We start from the raw sequence: 19,577 nt of genomic DNA on the forward strand, positions 1-19,577 counted from the left end.
TCTGAGGAGAAGACCGTGGACCTCGCCTGGTACGCCCTGCTCGGCCTCTTCTTCGCCAGCTACCTGGTGCTCGCCGGCTACGACTACGGCGTCGGGCTGCTGCTCGCGCGGGGCGCAAGCCCCGCCGGGCGGCGGGCCGCGCTCACCGCGCTCGGCCCGTTCTTCCTGGGCAACGAGGTCTGGCTGGTGGCCGCCGTGGGCATCCTGTTCGGCGCGTTTCCGGTGCTGGAGGGTGAGTTGCTCGCCGGCTGTTATCCGGCCGTCGCCGGCGCTCTGGTCGGCGTCATCCTGGTCACCGCCGGGGTGCAACTGCGCAGCCGGCACGCCGACGAGCGGATCCGCGCCCGGTGGGACCGCATCGTGACGATCGGCAGCGCACTCGCCGCACTGGGCTGGGGTGTGGTGCTCGCCGCACTGCTGCAGGGCGTACCCCGCCAGGCCGACGGGCACGTCGCCGGAGTGTCGCACCTCGCCACCCCATTCGCGGCCGCCGCCGGGCTGGCCATGGTCGCTCTGGTCGCGGCACACGGCGCGACCTTCCTCGCCCTGCGCCTGCCGGCTGCCGAGGCCGCCGTGCTCAGCCGCACCGCCCGCCGGCTGGTGCGGGTGGCGCTCACCGCGGTCGCGCTGGCCACCGTCGTGGGCCTGCTGTCTGCCCGGGTACGCGACGCGGTCCAGCGGCCGACGGTGGCCGTACTCCTGCCGGTGCTCCTCGTGGTGGCGCTGCTGGCGGCCCGCGCGGCGCTGGCGCGGCGGCGGCCGGGGTGGGCCCTGGTCGCCACCGGCACCGCCCTGGCGCTGCCGGTGGTGCTGGTCGGCGCGGCCCTCTGGCCCTACGTGCTGGTGTCCACGACCGACCCGGGGGCCTCGCTGACGGTGGCCGACGCGGCCGCCAGCGCACCGACACTGCGGCTGCTGGGCTGGGTGGCGCTGCCGCTGGTTCCGGCCCTACTAGGCTTCCAGGCGATGTGCTGGTGGGTTTTCCGAGGACGGACCGACGGTAGGGCACCGGTGTACTGGTGAGCCGCCGTCCGTTCGACCCGCGTCTGCTGCGCCGGGTCCCCGCGGCCCGGCGCGACCTTGCCGTGCTCGCGCTGCTGGGTGTGGTCGCCGCCGGGTTGATCGTGGCGCAGGCCACCGCGCTCGCGTCGGTGCTGGCCACCGCCGTGGACGGTCGGCTGGATCGGCAGGCGTTGGCCGGCTTCGTGGTCGCGGTCGCGGCCCGCTCGGCGCTGGTCTGGGCACAGGGCACGGTCTCGGCGCGGGTCGCCGCCACGGTCAAGGCCGCACTGCGGGCCGACCTGCTCGGCGCGGTGGGCCGGCACGGCCCCGGTTGGGTGGCCGGGCAGCGGGCCGGTCAGCTCGCCACCCTGGCCGGGCGCGGGTTGGACGCGTTGGACGCCTACTTCACCGGGTACCTGCCGCAGTTGGTGCTCAGCGTGACGGTGCCGCTGGCGGTGCTGGCCCGGGTCGTCTTCGCCGACTGGAGTTCGGCGGTGATCATCGCGCTGACCCTGCCGCTGATCCCGGTCTTCGGCGCACTGCTCGGTTGGCAGGCGCAGGCCGCCACCGAACGGCAGTGGCGCCGGCTGTCGCTGCTCGGTGGGCACTTCCTGGACATGGTCGCCGGGCTGCCCACGCTGCGCGCGTTCGGGCGTGCCCGGGCGCAGACCGACGTGGTGCGCCGGATGGCCGACGGGCACCGCGTGGCCACCATGAAGACGCTGCGGATCGCGTTCCTGTCCGCGCTGGTGCTGGAGTTGGTCGCCACCCTCTCGGTGGCCCTGGTCGCGGTGCCGGTCGGCATCCGGTTGCTCGGCGGCGGGCTGGCCCTGCAGACCGCGCTGCTGGTGCTGCTGCTCACCCCGGAGGCGTACCTGCCGCTGCGGTCCGCCGGCAGCCGCTTCCACGCCAGCATGGAAGGGCTCGCCGCGCTGGACGAGGCACTGACCATCTCGGCCGCGCCCGCCGCACCCCGGGCCGCCGAGGGCGCCACCACCCCGGACGCGCGACGCGAGATCCGGTTCGAGGGGGTGACAGTGGCGTACGAGCGGACCACCGCGCTGCGCGACGTGACCCTGACCATCCGGCCCGGCGAACGGATCGCGGTCATCGGGCCCAGCGGCGCCGGCAAGAGCACCCTGCTCGGCCTGCTGCTCGGTTTCGTGACCCCGACAGGTGGCCGGGTCACCGTGGACGGGGTCGACCTGGCCACCGCCGACCTGGACGCCTGGCGTCGGCAGCTCGCCTGGGTGCCGCAACGGGCCCACCTCTTCGCCGCCTCGCTTGCCGACAACATCCGGCTCGGCGCACCGGACACCCCCGCTGACGCACTCGCCGCCGCGGTGCACGACGCCGCCCTGGACGACGTGGTGGCCGGTCTGCCGGACGGCCTGGACACTCTGCTCGGCGAACGCGGCCACGGGCTGTCCAGCGGGCAGCGGCAGCGGGTCGCGCTGGCGCGGGCATTCCTGCGTGCCGCACCTGTGGTGTTGCTCGATGAACCGACCGCCCGACTGGACACCGCGGCCGAGGCGGTGGTGCTCGACGCCACCCGCCGGCTGGTCGCCGGGCGCACCGCGCTGCTTGTCGCACACCGACCGGCACTGCTCGCCGACGCCGACCGGATCCTGCGTGTCGAGGACGGTCGGGTCACCGAGCTGACGCCCGAGCCGACCGGAGGGGCGCCCCGATGACCGCGGCACACGGACCGGACCCGGCAGACGCGCAGCCGGCCGCCGCCGCGCAGGACGGGCCGGTCAACGCCGCACCGGGTGGGCAGGCCGCCGCCGCACCGGACGGGCAGTTCAACGCCGCCGCCGCAGCGGGCGGGCGGGGCGCCGCAGCGGGCGGGCGGGGCGCCGCAGCGGGCGGGCGGGGCGCCGCCGAGCGGGCCGTGTTGCGGTTGGCCCGGCCGTACCTGGGCCGCCTGGTTGGTGCCGGGCTGCTCGCGGCCGCCACCGAGTTCGCCGGGCTGGCCCTGATGGCCACGGCCACCTGGCTGTTGATGAGCGCCGCCGGTCAGCCCCCACTGGACCGGCTCACCGTGGCGATCGTCGCGGTCCGGGCGCTGGCGATCAGTCGGGGCGTGTTGCGCTACACCGAACGGCTCGCCGGGCACGACGCGGTGCTCCGCATGATCACCGACGTCCGGGCCCAGGTGTTCGCCACCCTCGCGGCCCGCCGCAGCGCCGTACACCGGTCGGGAGACGTGCTGAGCCGGCTGGTCTCCGACGTCGAGGCGGTTCAGGATCTGCTGCTGCGGGTGCTGGTCCCGGGCTCGGCGGCGACCCTGGTCGGTGTGCTGGCGGTCGCCGGGGCCGCGTTGATCTCGCCGCCGGCCGCCGGGGCGCTCGCCGCCGGGCTACTGGTTGCCGGTGTGGCGTTGCCCGCGTTGGCCACCGTGGTCACCCGCCGCAGCGCGGCCGAGGTGGCTCCGCTGCGCGGCGCGCTGGCCACCGACGCGATCGACCTGACCCACGGTGCCGCCGACCTGGCCGCCTTCGGGGCGACCGACGGCATGCTGCGCGTCGCCGAACAGCGTGCCCGCCGGCTGGCCCGGCTGGAACGCCGACTGGCCGCCACCGGGTTCGCGGTGGACGCGGCCGGGGTGCTGACCGCCGGGTTGACCGCCGCGGCGGTGGTGCTGGCCGCGCTGGCCGCCGACGTGCCGGGGGTGCTGGTGGGCGTCCTGGCCGTCGGCGCACTGGCCGCCGTCGAGGTGACACTGGCGCTTGTCGCGGCGGCCCGGCAGTGGACGCAACTGCGGCCCGGCCTGGCCCGGGTGGCCGCGCTGCTCGACCCGGGCACGCCGGCTCGTCCGGCCACGGACGGCAGCGCCGACCTGGCCGGCCCACACGAGCTGCGCTTCGACGACGTGACGGTCCGGTACCGGGCCGGCGCGGCGCCCGCCCTGGCCGGCGTCAGCCTGGACCTGCCGGCGGGGCGCAGGATCGCGGTGGTCGGCCCGAGCGGCGCCGGCAAGAGCACCCTGGCCGCCGTGCTGACCGGCGCCGTCCGGCCGGTGTCCGGCCGGGTCACCCTGGACGATCAGGACCTGTCGGCGTACGCCGAGGAGGCGCTGCCCCGCGCGGTCGGCGGGCTGCTCGCCGAGGCGTACGTCTTCCACGCCACGGTGCGGGAGAACCTGCTGCTCGGGCGTGCCGGGGCGGGCGAGGAGGAGCTGAGCGCCGCCACCGCCGCCGCCGGCCTGCTGGAGTGGGTACGCGCCCAGCCGGCCGGCTGGGACACGCTCGTCGGCGAGGAGGGCGGGCAGCTCTCCGGTGGCCAGCGGCAACGGCTGGCCCTCGCCCGGGCCCTGCTCGCCGCACCGCCCGTGCTGGTGCTCGACGAGCCCACCGAGGGGCTGGACCCGGCCGCCGCGGACGCGGTGCTCGCGTCCGCTCTCGCCGCCACCCCCGTCGGGCACTCGGTGCTGCTGATCAGCCACCGGCTCAGCGGGCTGGCCGGGCTGGACGAGATCGTCGTCCTCGACGCCGGGCGGGTGATCCAGCGGGGTCGGCACAGCGAGCTGGTCGCCACCGACGGCTGGTACCGGGACCAGTGGCTGCTTCAGGCGGCGGCCGAACGGGGTTACCTGGCGCTCGCCCCCTGACCGTCCTCCGGGGCCGACCAGGGTTCCCCCCGAGGCCGGTCTGGCGAAGTCGTGGCAGGGTGGTGCCATGCCGCGCTGTGAGGACGTGTTGGTCGACGAACACCTGCGGGAGTTGGCTGCCCGGCTGCAGGGGCCGGCGCGGCTCAAGACCGACCTGCTGACCGAGGCCCGGCACGGGCTGCTGGACGCCGTCGAGGCGTACCAGCAGAGCGGTGTGCCCCCCACGGAGGCGCAGCGCCGGGCGGTGGTCGAGTTCGGCTCACCGGCGCAGTTGCTCCCCTCCTGGCAGGCCGAGCTGGCGGTGGGCGCGCTGCGCGGCCTCTCCCTGCGGATGCTTGCCGTCGCCGGGGTGGGGATGGCCGCGGGCGACCTGACCTGGCGCGGGGCGAGTTGGAGCGACGGCCCCCGCCCGCCGGCCGGTTACGTGCTGCTCTCCCAGTCGGTCGACTGGATCTGGCTCAGCACGCTGCTGGTCGCGGTGGCCGGTCTGCTGGTGGTCGCGGCGAGCGCCAGGTCGCCACGACCGGGCCTGGCCGTGGCGCAACGCGCGGTGGGCGCCGGCCTGACCGGTCTGCTGGCCCTTGGCATGGTGGCTGGCTGCGCCCTCTTCACGTGGTCACTCAACCTCTGGGACGAGGCGCTGCGCTGGCCCCCGATGATCATCGGTGCGGTGCTGGTGGGCGGGGCGTACTTCTCGCTGACCCGCGCCACGCGCGGCTGGCTGCTGGCCATCGCCCGCTGACCCGGGCCGGGGGTCAGGCCGAGGTGACCGGCGGGCTGCCGGGACCGAGGAACCGACCGACGGTCAGTTGGAACTCGTGCCAGCCGGCGCGCTCCCCGGCCAGCGCCCGGCGGCCGGAGTCGGTGAGCTGGTACGTCCGCCGTTCCCGACCGTTGACCGTGCTCCAGGTGCTCGCCACGTGCCCCGCGCGTTCCAGACGACGTAGCGCCGGATAGATCGTGCCGGTGGGCAGGTCCAAGCTGCCGTCGCTGCGCTCACGCAGCGCCTCGATGATGGCGTAGCCGTGCTGCTCGCCCTGCTCCAGCACGGCGAGCAGCAGAGCGTCGAGATGGCCGTGCAACGACTGGGCCTTCATACGTAGCTACGCTACTTGTCGAACGGCCGCTTCGCCAGCGGCAGCCACCAGCAGGTCGAACCCATGCGCCAACCGGCCACCGGGGTGCGGGCTTCGGTCACCCAGGGCCGCCGACTAGGGTATGTGCCCAGAGTCACTCGCCGGTCAGAGACCCGGCGGGTGGGCAACCCGAAGCACACGGAGGTCAGCGTGGCCCGCCAGTCGCCCCAACGGCCCGACGCCGACGAGCCCGAGCTCGACGACACCACCGGCGCGGCCGAGCCAGATCAGGCCGAGGAGACCGACAGCGCGTCGGCCTCGGTCGACCGTTCACTCTGGGACGAACTGCGCATCGATCCGGTGGAGATCGCCCTGCCCGCCGGCACCGGCTTCACGCTGCGGGCGTACCGGCCGGCCAGCTCGCTGACCCCGACCGACGTCACCGAGCGCGACCAGGACGACCCGTTCCTCGCCCGCCGCCAGGTCGTCGAGGAGGAGGACGACGAGACAGTCGTCATCCTCGACGAGGAGCTGGCCGACGAGTTCGCCGACAGCGACGAGGACGAGTCGACGGGCCGCCGTGCCGCCGGCAAGACCGAGGACGAGACCGAGGACGGCGAGGCCGTCACGGACGAGGCGGACGACGAGGAGGTGCCGGTCTTCCTCAGCAACCAGGGCAAGCTGCTGCTGTTCAAGACCCCCGAGTCGTTGGTCAGTTTCATCCGGTCCGGTGCTCCCAACGATCTGTCCCAACTGGACAGCTGGAATGAATTGTCCGAACGGGTGGAGCCGTCCGACATCGCTCCGCTCGACGAGGACACCTACGAACTCGACCTGGTCGTAGAGAATCTGCGCGGCGGGCACGACACCTGGGATTCGACCCTGCTGATCGAGGCGGGCGAGATCGCGCGGGACATCTCGTACGCATTGCGGCTGCCTGCGGTACTCGACATGCTCTCCGCCGGCTCCAGCCTGGACGACCTGGACGAGGCGCTGCGCGCCACCACCAACGGCGGGATCGGCGCTTTCATGGGTCGGCGGCGGCTGAAGAAGATCGGAGCACAGACCGCGAGTTTGGGTTGGCGCACCATTGTCGGCAAGATCTCTGCGGTGGTGGACTGGCGCGACTGACCCGTACCGGGGAGCATCAGTTGCTGGCAGAGGAAAGACCTGTCCCGGGAGGAGGACGACGCCGTGGCGCTCGTGCGCGTTTACTGCGGTCTGGCCTCGGCGGATCCGGCTGACCGACCGGCCTCCGCCGGCTCGACGCTGACGTCCGCTGTGGTCGACGACGCAGGCCGTCTGCTGCATGTCTGCGAGATCAGCGACGACGCCGCTGGCTACGCCCAGCTCGTCGCGCTGCTCGTGGAGCGGTCGGGCGGGCCGAGCGGTGCGGCCATCGCCGCCGACAGCGACGACCACACGGTCACCTCGCTGCTGAGCGCGGCGGGTCGGCCGTTGGCCATCGCCGACGACGACTCGGTGGACGACTTCGCCGAGCGGTTCGCCGATGACGACTCGTTGGAGGAGATGCAGTCGCCTCCGGCCGAACGACGGGCCGTCGGCCTGGCCCGCGCGTTGCAGGCGGGCGCGCTCTCCGCGGTCACCCTGCCGGCGCCCCGGGACCTGGCCGGCTACAAGCAGGTGCTCTCCGCGCACGCCGCCCTGGCCAGCGGTCGGCACTCCGCCGCCGTGGCGCTGCGCGAGGTGCTGCGTGAGCTCTACCCGGCGGCGCTGCGCGCGTACCCGGATCCGGCCGAGCCGGTCTCGCTGGCGGTGCTGGACGCGCTGCCCGAGCCGGGCATGCTCGGCGGCACCGTCGCCCGGGGCCGCGAGGTGTCCGTCGCGGCGGATGCCATCGCCGCGCACCTCGCCGCCGATGGGGTCGCCGACGCCGAGGAGATCAACGAGGCGGTCACCGCGCTGCGGGTCGCCATCTCCGAGACGCCGCGCCGCGCCGCGGTCAACCGGGCGCTCACGTCCGCGGTGGCCGAGACGGTCCGTCAGGCCGTCGCCTCCGTGCGGGCCTGCGACGCGGGGTGTGAGGCGCTGGTCAGCGCGCTCAGCTCCCGGGTCAGCACGCCCGCCCAGGCGCCCGGTCGCCGTGCCGCTGCCCGCCGTGGCGAGACGGTCGGCGAGTTGACAGGTCTGGCCGGCAACAACGCGGGGCTGACCGGTCTGGCCGGCACCGGTGCCGGTCTGCGGTCGGTCCGACCCACCCCGCCCGCGGTCGACCCCGCACCGGCCGTCGGTCGGCGCAGCCGCCCCGAGCCGGTCCCCGGTAACGCACCGCTGGCGTCCCCCCGCCCACTCGGGCCGCCACCGGTCGCCCCGCCGCCGGTCACGCCGCCGCCGGTGGCACCCCCGCCGATGGCCCCGGCGGCGATGGCTGGCCCGCCGTCGTCCACGCTGCCCGGGCGCACCGATCCGATGCCCAACCGGATCGACGGCCCGACCAACCGACCGGTGTCGTCTCCTCCTCCTCCGCCGCCCGGGATCACCCCGATCGCACCCGCGCAGCGGGGCATGGTGCCGCCGGCCGAGGCCGGTGAGCCGTTCCGGCCGACGCTGACCACCGCCGCGATCAACCACGCGCGCGCGGAGCGGCAGCGCACGGTCATCCCGCCTCGCCCCAAGACCAACGGCGAGCCCCGGCCGAGTCACCTGCAACGCCCGGTCGAGGAGCCGCCGACGGGCGGGTTCAGCGCCACCGATCTCAGCATTCCGGTGCCGACCCCCCGGCCTGGTCAGGAGTCGGCACCGCCCGGCTCCCGGGCCAACTGGCCGCTTGTCAACAACCCGGAGGACCCGGCCGACAGTTCGCCGAACAACCCGGCCCCCTACTCGTACGGTGGCGGCCGCGGCATCGACGCGCCGACCGACCCCGGTCGTGCCGACGGTCGGGTCACCCCGCCCTGGTTGGCGGACGACCTGCCCCAGGAGCCCCCCATGCTGCGGCTGGTGGAGCCACCGCCGCTCGCTGACCGGGCGCTGCGCGAGGGGCTCAACCCGCCGGCCGACGCGCACCTGGAGACACCGCCGTTGCGGTTGGTCGACCGGGAGCAGGCCGCTCGCGGCGGTCGAGTGGCCGCGCGCACCGACCGCACCGCGGAGCACCGGCCGGCACCCCCGGTGGAGCACCGGCCACCTCCGTTGGAGCGCCGATCGCCTCCGGTCGAGCACCGCCCGCCACCGGTCGCCGACGAGGGCGACGGCGACCTGCTGATCTTCGCGCAGGCCAAGTCGGCCTGGTTCGTCGGTCAGGCCGAGGAGTCCGACCTGGACTGGTCGACCACTGCCGACACCGGCTGGCAGGCCGCCGAGCAGGCAGCCCGGCCCGCGGTGGGTGCCGAGACCAACGCCGGGCTGCCGAAGCGCGTGCCACAGGCCAACCTGGTCCCTGGTTCTCCGCTGCGCGAGGAGCGCCCGTTGCGGATAGTGCGTGATGCGGCGAGCCTCGCGGAGAACACCACAGGTTACTTCCGTGGTTGGCGCCGCGGACAGGAGATCGGCGGCTTCGCGGTGGGTGGTCGGCCCGGTCGCGAGGCGGCCGGCGGCTGGGACTTCAGCCGCGACCACGGCGACCGCGACGACGACCGGGAGTACGAGTACCGCTCCGCCGGTTACCAGTCCTGACCGGCACCAACCTCTGCCGTCCGCGAACGCGCCCCCAGTCAGCTGACTGGGGGCGCGTTCGCGTCAGCGCGGTGACCTGCGGACACGACAACGCCGCTCCTCGAAGATCGTGGAAGAGCCGCGCCCCGCAAGGGGACCGACGCCTTCCAAGTCTCAAGAAGCGGCGCGAAGAGCGCGACGGGCAGGGCGCGACGCCCGATGGCGGCCGGAGCCACCACCGGGCGTGCGGTGCCCGATCAGGCCGGGGCGACCGCGCGCGTACGGCGCATGGTGAGCACGTACTCGACAAGCGAGATCAGCACGTGCTTCGTCGACTCCCGGTTACGGGCGTCGCAGGCCACCACCGGCACGTCGCTCGAGATCGCCAAGGCGTCTCGAACGTCCTGCGGGTCGTGGTACTGCATCCCGTCGAAGCAGTTGATCGCCACCAGGTACGGCAGGCGTCGGTGCTCGAAGAAGTCGATCGCCGCGAAGCAGTCGGCCAGCCGGCGCGTGTCGACAAGCACGACCGCACCGATGGCGCCCCGAACCAGTTCGTCCCACATGAACCAGAATCGGGTCTGACCCGGCGTACCGAACAGGTACAGGATCAGGTCACGGTCGATCGAGATCCGGCCGAAGTCCATAGCCACCGTGGTCGTCGTCTTACCCGGCACCTGCCGGGTGTCGTCGACGCCCACGCCGGCGGAGGTCATGATGGCCTCGGTGGTCAGCGGCGTGATCTCCGAGACCGAGCCGACCAGCGTCGTCTTACCGACGCCGAATCCACCGGCGATAACGATCTTCGCCGACGTCACGCGCCCACTCGGGTTCGGTGGGCGGTGCGACATGTCAGAGCCTGCGAAGTCCACTCAGCACCCTCTCCAGCAGTTCAGTGCCCACCGCGTCGTCGGAGTCGTCCAAAATGGTCGGCTCGTGAACCGCGACCAGGCCGTCCGTCGCCATGTCGGCGATGAGCACCCGGGCCACACCGAGCGGGAGCTGCATCCGCGCCGCGATCTCCGCGAGCGATTGCACACGACCGTCACACAGCGCGGCGATGTACTGGTGTTCGCGGCCCTGGCCGCCGTTGCCATTGGCAGCGGCCCGGCCGCGCACCGTCGTCTCGACGAGCGCCTCCAGCGCGATGTCGAGCCGGGGACGGGTACGACCGCGGGTCACGGCGTATGGACGCACCAACGCTCCGGTTGGTTCGTCACGATCGGCCATCTCGCCGCTCACCCCCTTCGTGCCCGCTACCGGCTCCCACCGGTGAAACCCGTCGTTGTCGTCGTTGCAGTCTTGCCGACCTCACGATCGGCGAGGCGTCAGCCCAGCATGCCCGCAGCCGCACGCGGCTGCGGGGTAAGCGCGTCGCCCACCCGGTCGACCAGCAGCGCCATCTCGTAGCCCACCTGGCCCACGTCGGAGCTGCGGGCGGCCAGCACGGCGAAGGAGGAACCGTCCGAGATGGACATCAGGAACAGGAAACCATTGTCCATCTCCACGACGGTCTGCAACACCGCGCCTCCCTCGAAGCAGCGGGCTGCCCCCTGGGTCAGACTGACCAGACCCGAGGAGATCGCGGCAAGCTGATCGGCCCGGTCGCGCGGCAGATCCCGTGACGACGCCAGGAGTAGGCCGTCCGCCGAGACGGCGACCGCATGCGCGACGCCGGGCACCCGGTCGGCGAAGTTGGCCAACAGCCAACCAAGATCCTGCGTAGTTGTCATCCTTCTTGCTCCTTCTGCCCGCTCCCGGCCACCGGGCCTGAGCCAGACTGCGAGGATTGCCCTCCCGGAGTTGCCTCCGGGCTGGTCGGGTTGTCCGAGGTGCTACGCCCTCGCTGCACACCCCGGTGGTAGGCGGAGAGCAGGCCACGGACCGCCTCCGGGGAACGGCGCTGGACCGAGGTGGCGGGCTTCTCCACCGCACCCGGTACGAGTTGCGCCATCGGCTTGCGCTTCGGCAGACCGGTAGTGGTGGTCTCGCTCACCGGTGCCGCGCCGGCCGCCGCCGAAGCAGCACGCCAGCCGTCGTCAGCCGCGGTCTGCCAGCCGTTGCTCTGCGGTTGGGGCCGGCGGTTCGGCAGGCTCTCGGCGAGGCTGGGGCGGGTGCCCTCGTTCGCTGTGGAGCCGTTGTCCCGCGGCGCTCCTCCGGCCGTCGGAGTGTCTGCCATCGGTGTGTTACCTGTCGTCCCGGGTGGTGTCTTGTGGACTGTCCGACCGGTGGCCTCGACCGTGGCGAACTGCTGGGTCGCGGAGTCGCCGTTCGTGCTCGGCTGGGCGCCGGCGGCGGACTCCTCCGCGCCCGGGCGGCGGGTACGGAACCAGGCCGACTCCAGCTCCCGGAAGATCGGCAGCTCCATCGTCTCGTCCGCGTACCGCTGCCGGTTCTGCGCCTGCGATTGCTGTGGCGCCGGCCGGGTCTGCGGAGCCGGAGCTGGCACCGGTGCCGGCGGCTGGGCCGCGGCGGGCGGCTGCTCGCCGGGTCGCGGCACGCGCGGCAACTCGGTCGTCATGTCCAGAGCGGCGGCGAGCCGCTCCGGCACCGGCGGGGTCGCCGCGTCCCGGTCGCCACCCGGCACCGGCGGCCAGGCCGGGGGTGCGGGGGCGCTGGGCGCCTGCGCGGGTGGGGTGGACCGGGTGGCGAACCCGCTGAACGACTGGCTGGACGCCGGTGGCACCGAGTACGGCTGAGCCGAGTACGGCTGACCGGACGCCGGCGACGCGGACACCGGCGAGGCGGACACTGGCGGACCAGCGTACGGCTGACCGGAGGCCGGGGCGGCGGACACCGGCGGACCGCCGTACGGGGCACCCGAGTAGGGCTGCCCGGAGTAGGGCTGACCCGAGGCCGGCGAGGCGGAGACCGGCGCACCGGAGTACGGCTGCGCGGAGACCGGCGGCACCGAGTACGGATGCGTCTCGGGGCTGCTCGGCAACTGCCGGGGAATGGACGGCTGCTGACCGGTGGTCGGAGCGTCGTCCCCGGAGCGGCGCTGCGGCAGCGGGTCGATCGGCTGACCGTTGGCCGGCCGTGGGGTGAACCCGTCGCCGCCGTTCGTCCCGGCCGCACCGGTCAGGTCCGACCAGGCCGGCATCGAACCGTACGCACCGGCGTTGGCGGGGGTGCCGGCACCGTTTCGCGATGCCGGCTCGAACGGACGACCGCCGAGGGTGACCTGGTTGCCGGACTCGCTGGAGCGCGGGTGGTTGCCCAGCGCGGGCAGCGCACCGAAGACCGGCGTGGGCCCACCCTGCTGGGGGCCACCGGCCGCGGGCAGGGCCGGCGGCTGCTGGACCCGGCCGGAGAGTGCCCGGGGCACCAGCACCGAGGTGGGCAGGGTCACGTCGGCGACCGTGCCGCGGTCGGAGCCGGGGCGCAGTTCGACCCGGACACCGTGCCGGGACGCCAGCCGGGCGACCACGACGAGGCCCATCATCCGGGACACCGCCACGTCCACCTGCGGCGGCGTGGCGAGTCGCTCGTTGAGGTCGTGCAGCTGCTCGGCGCTGATGCCGATGCCGCGGTCCTCGACGTAGAGCGAGGAGCGGTCGCCGACCCGGCGGGCCTCGACCATCACCTGCGAGTCGGGCGGCGAGAACGCGGTGGCGTTGTCGAACAGCTCGGCGACGAGGTGCACCAGGTCGTTGACCGCGTGCGCGGCGACCTCGATGTCCCGGTCGATGACACCGAACTCGATCCGGGTGTAGTGCTCGACCTCGGACTGCGCGGCGCGCAGCACGTCGATGAGAGCGGCCGGCTCACGCTGCACACGTGTGGAGTCGGCGCCGGCGAGCACCAGCAGGTTCTCGTCGTTGCGGCGCATCCGGGTGGCCAGGTGGTCGAGCTGGAACAGCTCGGCCAGCCGGTCCGGGTCCTCCTCGCCGCGCTCCAGTCGGTCGAGGTGCCCGATGAGGCGGTCGACCAGGATCTGTGAACGGCGGGCCAGGTTGACGAACATGGTCGCGACGGAGGCGCGCAGTGCGGCCTGCTCGGCGGCCGTGCGGACGGCTTCCAGGTGGACGGCGTTGAACGCCTCGGTCACCTGACCGAACTCGTCCTTGCTGCGCACCGGTAGCGGTTCGGCGATCTGGTTGGCCAGCTGCACCGGGGAGAGCTGCCCGACGACCTGCGGGTCGCGCAGTCGGGCCACCGCCTGGGGCAGGCCGTACTGGGCGACGGAGAGCGCGCCCTGCCGCAGCTCACGCAGTGAGCGGGCCATCGAGCGGGCGACCAGGTACGCGAAGAGGATGGCGAGCAGCAGCATGCTGAGCAGCAGGCCGGTCTCCAGGAAGACCTGGCGCTGGACGTCCGAGCGGAGGGTGTCGGCCCCGGTGACCACCTCACTGTCGAGCTTCCGCTCGACGGTGCGGATCAGTTTGGCGTTGGCCGTCATGGCGGCTTCCCACTGGTCCGGCTTGAACGGCGCGTCGCGCATGTCGCCGGTGGTGTTGCCGTCGATCCAGCCGGTGTAGTTCTGCGCCTCCCGGCGGTCGCCGCCCGCGACCGTCTGGTCGTGGAACTTCGCGTCGTCCGGGGTGGCCACGGCCTTGAAGCTCTGGAGCGCCTGCTGCTGGCCGGTGCCGCTGGCGATGTAGTCGGTGCGTAGCGCGGGCGTCAGGCGCTTGCCACCCTTCACGCCCAGCGCGCGGTGCACGACGACCCGGCGTGCGGCGAGGAACTCCTTCTCCCGGGCGACCGCCGCGGCGGCGCGCATCCGGTCGCTCAGGTCGTTGTCACCGGCGAGCTGCGTGGCCGAGTCGCGGATGGCGAGCAGGTCGCTGATCAGGCCCTCGTACGCCTGGACGGTCTCGGTGAGCGCGAGCTTGCCGTTGAACACCTGGCTGCGGATGCCGGACAGGTCCTGCAGGTTCTGGTCGATGCCGTCGAGCAGCGACTCCAGGCTGCTCGGCAGGTCCTCGACCTCGGTCCGCTGCTGGCGGTAGGGGCCAGCTTCCTGGTCCACCCGGGAGTTCACCCGGTTGTAGGCCTCCTGGTACTGAGCCGTCGGCTGCGTCCCGTCCGCGCCCAGCAGCAGCACGGCGGCGGTCCGCTCGTCCTGCAGTGCGTCGACCAGGTCACCCGAATAGCTCGACAGGTTGGCCAGGTCGCCGGCTCGGTTGGCGTTGTTGAGCGTCTCCACGTGGTCGACAAGACCACTGGTGCCCACCACGACCGTGGCGATGGTCGGCACGATCATGATGAGACCGAGCTTGGACCAGATCGGCATGTCCCGGAGCCGGCTGGCCGGCCGGCGCAGCCGCGACAGGAAGGAGCCCGCCGTCTTTGGCCGTTTGCTCACGTCACCGCCCTCGCGATTACAGCTTCAACGCGTTGCCTCCGGGCAACGCCCAGCGACCGACCCGGCGGGTCGGACCCCCGAGATTCCATCACGCCGGTCGACAAGAAGAAAGCCCAGGTTGTCACCTACCGAAGGTGTGATGAGATGTTGATGCGATTTGATAGCAGTCCGTCTGGCCGGAGTAACTGAAGGTAATGGAACATCCGCACCGCGTTGTCCTCCTCGCCGGGCCTTCCGGGTCCGGAAAGTCGTACATAGCGCAGCAAACCGGCCTCCCGGTGCTCTGCTTGGACGACTTCTACAAAGACGGCGATGACCCTACGTTGCCGCGACGAAACGACCAGGTGGATTGGGAATCACCAGAGTCCTGGGACGCCCCGAGTGCGGTGGAAATCATTGCCCAGCTCGCTCGTGAGGGCCGAGCCGATGTGCCGGTTTATGCGATCGGCGCAGATCGACGGGTGGCCACCCGGTCATTTGATCTCGCCGGATCGCCACTTTTCGTGGCTGAAGGGATTTTCGCCGCCGAGATCGTCGAGGAGTGCCGTCGCCGAGGGCTGTTGGCCGGGGCGTACGCGCTGCGCCGGCCGCGCGGTGCGACCTTCCTGCGCCGGCTGGCCCGCGACCTGTCCGAGCAGCGCAAGGCACCCCGGGTGCTGGTCAGCCGGGGCGTGGCGCTGTTGCGGGCCGAGCCGGCGGTGCTGCGTCGGCAGACCGGGTTGGGCGCGGAGGCGACCCGTGCCCGGGAGGTGCTGCGTCGGGTGGCCGGCCTGCTCGCCGGCCACCCGCACGCCTGAGCCGATCAGGCCAGCAGGTCGGCGTACGCCGGCTTGATCACCTCGTCGATGATCCGCAGCCGTTCGTCGAAGGGGATGAAGGCGCTCTTCATCGCGTTGATGGTGAACCACTGCATCTCCTTCCAGCCGTAGCCGAAGTTCTCCACCAGCAACGACATCTCCCGCGACATCGAGGTGCCGCTCATCAGCCGGTTGTCGGTGTTGACGGTGGCCCGGAACCGCAGGTCCCGCAGGAGGCCGATCGGGTGCTCGGCGATCGAGGCCACCGCGCCGGTCTGCACGTTCGACGAGGGGCACAGCTCCAGCGGGATCCGCTTGTCCCGCACGTACGCGGCCAGCCGGCCGAGCGCGCCGTCGGGTGCGATGTCGTCGACGATCCGCACCCCGTGACCGAGCCGGTCCGCCCCACACCACTGGATCGCCTGCCAGATCGACGGCAGACCGAACGCCTCACCGGCGTGGATGGTGAAGTGGAAGTTCTCCCGCTGCAGGTATTCGAAGGCGTCCAGGTGCCGGGTGGGTGGGAAGCCCGCCTCGGCGCCGGCGATGTCGAAGCCGACCACCCCGGCGTCCCGGTGCCGTACGGCCAGCTCCGCGATCTCCTGCGAGCGGGCGGCGTGACGCATCGCGGTGAGCAGGGTGCCCACCCGGATGCTCAGGCCCGCCTCGACGGCCTGGGCGGTGCCCTCGGCGAACCCGGCCAGCACCGCCTCGACGACCTCGTCCAGGGTCAGATCCTGCTCCAGGTGCTGCTCCGGGGCGAAGCGCACCTCGGCGTAGACCACCCCGTCGGCGGCCAGGTCCAGTGCGCACTCGCGGGCCACCCGACGCAGCGCGGGCGGGGTCTGCATGACCGCCACGGTGTGCGCGAACGTCTCGAGGTAACGCTCCAGGGAGCCGGAGTTGGCCGCTTCCACGAACCAGCGTCCGAGCGCCTCGGGGTCGGTGGTGGGCAACTCGTGGCCCACCTCCGCGGCCAGGTCGACGATCGTCGCCGGCCGCAGCCCGCCGTCGAGGTGGTCGTGCAGCAGCGCCTTCGGAGCCTTGACAATGTCCTCGTACCGGATAGTTGCGACCATGCTCAGACCCTAGCCAGCGACGGATATGACCGGGTGTGGGAGGTCGCTCCACGTCCCGGCTCCGACCCGGATCGGCCGGAACTAGGCTGAACGGCATGGAAGCACCACGGTGCGGGGCGACGTCAGGCCGGGCCTGACGTGGACCCCCGCATCCTCGACCGGCTGCGCTGCCCGGTCTGCGGCGAACCCCTGGGGCTGGCCACCGACGCGAGGGCCCTGCGCTGCCCACGGCGGCACAGCTTCGACATCGCCCGCCAGGGCTACGTCAACCTGCTCACCGGCCGGGCCCCGCACGTGGGCGACACCGCCGAGATGGTCGCCGCGCGCGCGGACTTCCAGGCCGCCGGGCACTACGACGTCATCTCGGCAGCCCTCGCCGCTGCCGCGACGCAGGCCACGCCGGGCTTCGGGGCGTACCCCCTGGTGGTGGATGCCGGCGCCGGCACGGGCCGGTATCTCGGCGCGGTGCTGGCGGCGCTGCCGGACGCCGTGGGTCTGGCCCTGGACGTGTCCAAGCCGGCGCTGCGCCGTGCGGCCCGCGCGCACCCCCGGGCCGCCGCGGCGCTCGCCGACACCTGGCAGCGGTTGCCGCTCGCGGACGCCTCGACCGCCGTGCTGCTGAACGTCTTCGCCCCGCGCAACGGCCCGGAGTTCCACCGGGTGCTCGACCCGGCGGGCACCCTGCTGGTGGTCACACCCGACACCGACCACCTCACCGAGTTGGTGGGTGCGCTGGACCTGCTGCGGGTGGACCCGGACAAGGCCGACCGGGTGACCGGCAGCCTGGGCGGGCACTTCACCCTGGTCAGCTCGGCCGTGCACCGGGCGGAGCTGACCCTGGCCCGGCCGGAGGTCGCCACCGTGGTGGGGATGGGCCCGAACGCGTGGCACACCGACCCGGAGGCACTGCGCGCCCGGCTGGCGGCGCTGCCCGAGCCGGTCCGGGTGACCGTGGCGGTGCGGGTCGACGCGTACCGACCTCGCTGAACTCAGGTGGAGAGGTCGACCTCTTCCCAGCCGGGCGGCTCGTCGTGGTACGGCCCGCGCAGGATCACCGCCCACTCCAGCGCCCAGCGGCGCTGCCCGATCGCGTTCGCGTCGACCAGGCCCGGCGCCCGCCGACCGTCGCGCTCGGTCTCCAGGTACGCCCAGTCCAGGCAGTAGTGCAGGTCGAGCAGGGCGGCCGCGTCGGCGGGGTGCTGCGGCGCGGTGAGGATCCGGGAACGCCAGCGCGGGAACGTCTCCCCCTCGGCGATGTGCGGCAGCCGCTCGACCAGCCGCTCGTCGACGGCCAGGGTCGGGTCGAGTTGCTTGCTCAACCCGAGCACCCAGGCCAGCGCGAAGAGCGCGTCGTGGTGCAGCACGAACGAGCGGTGGTCGCCCTTGCCGCCCATCACGAACTGCCACTCCGGCGGCGTGACCATCTCGACCAGGTGCGAGCCGAGCAGCCAGCTCATCGCCGCCTCCGGGGGCATCCCGAAGCAGCGGGCCAGGATCAGGTGCAGCACGGCGATCCGCGCCTCGATCTCCGCCGTGGGGCGCAGGTCGATCTCGTCCCCCGGCTCCCAGACCAGCGGAAACTGGGCCGGCGGCAGCGGCAGACCGAGCCGGGACAGCTCGTCCAGGCTCGCTTCGCGCACCTCACGTGGGTTGGGAGCAGCAACGGTCACGGCGGGTCTTCCTGTCTGCTCGCGCCGGCTCGACGCCGGTTGTCCCCCCTTGGCCTGCGACAATAGCGCTCCAAGGTGACCGACACCACGCCACCCCGACCCCTGTTTCGCCTCAGCCGATGCGTTCGATGACCAGCGGCGTCGCCGCCGGGGCGGTCGGCGCGATCCGTACCGCGTCGGCAGCCTCGGCCAGCGCCGCCGGAATCCGCGTCGCGTCCTCGGCACGCAGCTCGTAGAGGGGGTCACCGGCCCGGACCGGGTCACCCGGCCGCCTGTGCAACACCACCCCGGCCGGCACGCTGACCGGGTCCTCCTTGCGGGCCCGACCCGCGCCGAGCCGCCACGCCGCAACCCCCATGGCGTACGCGTCGACGGCCGCGACGTGCCCGTCCCGCTCGGCGCGGACCACCTCGACTTCGTTCGCGGCCGGCATCGGCGCGTCCGGGTCGCCACCCTGCGCCCGGACCATCGACCGCCAGGAGTCCATCGCCCGGCCGTCCCGCAGTGCCGCCGCCGGGTCGGCGTCCGGCAGGCCGGCCGCGTCGAGCATCTCCCGGGCCAGCGCGAGGGTCAGCTCCACCACGTCGGCAGGTCCACCTCCGGCCAGCACCTCGACCGACTCGGTCACCTCCACCGCGTTGCCGATCGCCAGGCCGAGCGGGGTGGACATGTCGGTGAGCAGGGCGACCGTCCGAACGCCGTGCGCACCACCCAACTCGACCATCGTGCGCGCCAGCTCGCGGGCCTGGTCGACGGACTTCATGAAAGCACCCGAGCCGACCTTCACGTCGAGGACCAACGCGCCGGTGCCCTCGGCGATCTTCTTGCTCATGATCGAGCTGGCGATCAGCGGGATCGCCTCCACGGTGCCGGTCACGTCGCGCAGCGCGTACAGCTTGCGGTCGGCCGGGGCAAGCCCGGCACCGGCCGCGCAGATCACCGCGCCGACCTCGTCGAGCTGGGTGATGAACTCGTCGTTGCTCACCGTGGCCCGCCAGCCCGAGATGGACTCCAACTTGTCGAGCGTGCCGCCGGTGTGCCCGAGCCCTCGGCCGCTCAACTGCGGCACGGCCGCGCCGCACGCCGCCACCAGCGGGGTGAGCGGCAGAGTGATCTTGTCGCCGACGCCGCCGGTGGAGTGCTTGTCGACTGTCGGCCGGCGTACCGCCGAGAGGTCCAGCCGCTCGCCGCTGGCGATCATCGCGGCGGTCCACCTGGCGATCTCCGGCCCGGTCATGCCGTTGAGCAGGATCGCCATCGCCAACGCCGACATCTGCTCGTCGGCGACGACCCCCCGGGTGTACGCGTCGACCACCCAGTCGATCTGCGCGTCCGACAGCACCCCGCCATCCCGCTTGACCCGAATAACGTCAACAGCAGCAAAACCACTCACTCTGTAGTTCCTTCTCACGTCGTC

At 73.1% G+C, this 19,577-nt stretch carries 16 protein-coding genes; 8 read left to right on the forward strand and 8 right to left on the reverse strand.

The window, feature by feature from the left end; all coding sequences use genetic code 11:
* Positions 1-15 precede the first annotated feature (15 nt).
* The 4 genes from ACGFIQ_RS05445 (at position 16) to ACGFIQ_RS05460 (ending at position 5,357) form a co-directional block, all read left to right on the forward strand.
* Positions 16-1,023, forward strand: coding sequence for a cytochrome d ubiquinol oxidase subunit II (locus tag ACGFIQ_RS05445; protein WP_393239511.1), 1,008 nt, complete (start codon positions 16-18; stop codon positions 1,021-1,023).
* A complete protein-coding gene (gene cydD, locus ACGFIQ_RS05450) occupies positions 1,020-2,696 on the forward strand; it encodes a thiol reductant ABC exporter subunit CydD (RefSeq protein WP_393239514.1) in 1,677 nt (558 codons plus the stop codon). The genes ACGFIQ_RS05445 and cydD overlap by 4 nt, the downstream gene beginning before the upstream one ends.
* The gene (cydC, locus tag ACGFIQ_RS05455; protein ID WP_393239517.1) at positions 2,693-4,615 is read left to right on the forward strand and encodes a thiol reductant ABC exporter subunit CydC; all 1,923 of its coding nucleotides are present in this window, start codon (positions 2,693-2,695) and stop codon (positions 4,613-4,615) included. The genes cydD and cydC overlap by 4 nt, the downstream gene beginning before the upstream one ends.
* A gap of 67 nt (positions 4,616-4,682) precedes the next feature.
* The gene (locus ACGFIQ_RS05460) at positions 4,683-5,357 is read left to right on the forward strand and encodes a permease prefix domain 1-containing protein (protein WP_393239520.1); all 675 of its coding nucleotides are present in this window, start codon (positions 4,683-4,685) and stop codon (positions 5,355-5,357) included.
* A gap of 13 nt (positions 5,358-5,370) precedes the next feature.
* Here the strand turns inward: ACGFIQ_RS05460 and ACGFIQ_RS05465 are convergent, their stop codons facing one another.
* On the reverse strand, positions 5,371-5,712 hold the full coding sequence (locus ACGFIQ_RS05465) for a PadR family transcriptional regulator (RefSeq protein ID WP_393239523.1): 342 nt from the start codon (positions 5,710-5,712) through the stop codon (positions 5,371-5,373).
* A gap of 159 nt (positions 5,713-5,871) precedes the next feature.
* Here ACGFIQ_RS05465 and ACGFIQ_RS05470 point away from each other — a divergent pair, with 159 nt between their 5' ends.
* Together ACGFIQ_RS05470 and ACGFIQ_RS05475 are read left to right on the forward strand one after the other, a co-directional pair.
* Positions 5,872-6,822 (forward strand): DNA primase, encoded by a 951-nt coding sequence (locus ACGFIQ_RS05470; protein WP_393239526.1) that lies wholly within the window; start codon positions 5,872-5,874, stop codon positions 6,820-6,822.
* Between the two features lie 39 nt (positions 6,823-6,861).
* Positions 6,862-9,327, forward strand: a complete 2,466-nt coding sequence (locus tag ACGFIQ_RS05475; RefSeq protein WP_393240363.1) for a transposase — start codon at positions 6,862-6,864, stop codon at positions 9,325-9,327.
* Positions 9,328-9,563: 236 nt separating this feature from the next.
* Here the strand turns inward: ACGFIQ_RS05475 and ACGFIQ_RS05480 are convergent, their stop codons facing one another.
* The 4 genes from ACGFIQ_RS05480 to ACGFIQ_RS05495 all read right to left on the reverse strand — a co-directional run bounded on the left by ACGFIQ_RS05480 (position 9,564) and on the right by ACGFIQ_RS05495 (position 14,614).
* On the reverse strand, positions 9,564-10,157 hold the full coding sequence (locus ACGFIQ_RS05480; RefSeq protein WP_007455465.1) for an ATP/GTP-binding protein: 594 nt from the start codon (positions 10,155-10,157) through the stop codon (positions 9,564-9,566).
* A gap of 1 nt (position 10,158) precedes the next feature.
* Positions 10,159-10,536 carry a DUF742 domain-containing protein gene (locus tag ACGFIQ_RS05485; RefSeq protein ID WP_030329021.1) on the reverse strand — a complete coding sequence of 126 codons (378 nt, stop codon included), beginning with the start codon at positions 10,534-10,536 and terminating at the stop codon, positions 10,159-10,161.
* A 98-nt stretch (positions 10,537-10,634) separates the two neighbouring features.
* Positions 10,635-11,039, reverse strand: a complete 405-nt coding sequence (locus tag ACGFIQ_RS05490; protein ID WP_030329023.1) for a roadblock/LC7 domain-containing protein — start codon at positions 11,037-11,039, stop codon at positions 10,635-10,637.
* Entirely contained in the window at positions 11,036-14,614 is a 3,579-nt protein-coding gene (locus ACGFIQ_RS05495; protein WP_393239529.1) for a nitrate- and nitrite sensing domain-containing protein, read from the reverse strand. The genes ACGFIQ_RS05490 and ACGFIQ_RS05495 overlap by 4 nt, the downstream gene beginning before the upstream one ends.
* A gap of 503 nt (positions 14,615-15,117) precedes the next feature.
* Between ACGFIQ_RS05495 and ACGFIQ_RS05500 the strand changes: the two genes are divergently transcribed.
* Positions 15,118-15,411, forward strand: coding sequence for a hypothetical protein (locus ACGFIQ_RS05500; RefSeq protein ID WP_393239532.1), 294 nt, complete (start codon positions 15,118-15,120; stop codon positions 15,409-15,411).
* Positions 15,412-15,416: 5 nt separating this feature from the next.
* On the opposite strand, the gene ACGFIQ_RS05505 is transcribed toward ACGFIQ_RS05500, so the two are convergent.
* On the reverse strand, positions 15,417-16,490 hold the full coding sequence (locus ACGFIQ_RS05505; protein ID WP_393239535.1) for an adenosine deaminase: 1,074 nt from the start codon (positions 16,488-16,490) through the stop codon (positions 15,417-15,419).
* Positions 16,491-16,628: 138 nt separating this feature from the next.
* Between ACGFIQ_RS05505 and ACGFIQ_RS05510 the strand changes: the two genes are divergently transcribed.
* A complete protein-coding gene (locus ACGFIQ_RS05510; protein ID WP_393239538.1) occupies positions 16,629-17,477 on the forward strand; it encodes a putative RNA methyltransferase in 849 nt (282 codons plus the stop codon).
* Between the two features lie 2 nt (positions 17,478-17,479).
* Here the strand turns inward: ACGFIQ_RS05510 and ACGFIQ_RS05515 are convergent, their stop codons facing one another.
* Positions 17,480-18,160 carry a DUF4272 domain-containing protein gene (locus tag ACGFIQ_RS05515; RefSeq protein ID WP_357076316.1) on the reverse strand — a complete coding sequence of 227 codons (681 nt, stop codon included), beginning with the start codon at positions 18,158-18,160 and terminating at the stop codon, positions 17,480-17,482.
* A gap of 112 nt (positions 18,161-18,272) precedes the next feature.
* A complete protein-coding gene (locus tag ACGFIQ_RS05520; RefSeq protein ID WP_393239541.1) occupies positions 18,273-19,553 on the reverse strand; it encodes a thymidine phosphorylase in 1,281 nt (426 codons plus the stop codon).
* Positions 19,554-19,577: the final 24 nt, after the last annotated feature.

This window comes from Micromonospora sp. NPDC048898 (assembly GCF_043198035.1).
Lineage (GTDB): Bacteria > Actinomycetota > Actinomycetes > Mycobacteriales > Micromonosporaceae > Micromonospora.

Coding starts and splice junctions, on each gene's coding strand:
- cydC (WP_393239517.1), top strand. CDS start 2,693: ATGACCGCGGCACACGGACCGGACCCGGCAGACGCGCAGCCGGCCGCC.
- ACGFIQ_RS05460 (WP_393239520.1), top strand. CDS start 4,683: ATGCCGCGCTGTGAGGACGTGTTGGTCGACGAACACCTGCGGGAGTTG.
- ACGFIQ_RS05465 (WP_393239523.1), bottom strand. CDS start 5,712: ATGAAGGCCCAGTCGTTGCACGGCCATCTCGACGCTCTGCTGCTCGCC.
- ACGFIQ_RS05480 (WP_007455465.1), bottom strand. CDS start 10,157: ATGTCGCACCGCCCACCGAACCCGAGTGGGCGCGTGACGTCGGCGAAG.
- ACGFIQ_RS05485 (WP_030329021.1), bottom strand. CDS start 10,536: ATGGCCGATCGTGACGAACCAACCGGAGCGTTGGTGCGTCCATACGCC.
- ACGFIQ_RS05490 (WP_030329023.1), bottom strand. CDS start 11,039: ATGACAACTACGCAGGATCTTGGTTGGCTGTTGGCCAACTTCGCCGAC.
- ACGFIQ_RS05505 (WP_393239535.1), bottom strand. CDS start 16,490: ATGGTCGCAACTATCCGGTACGAGGACATTGTCAAGGCTCCGAAGGCG.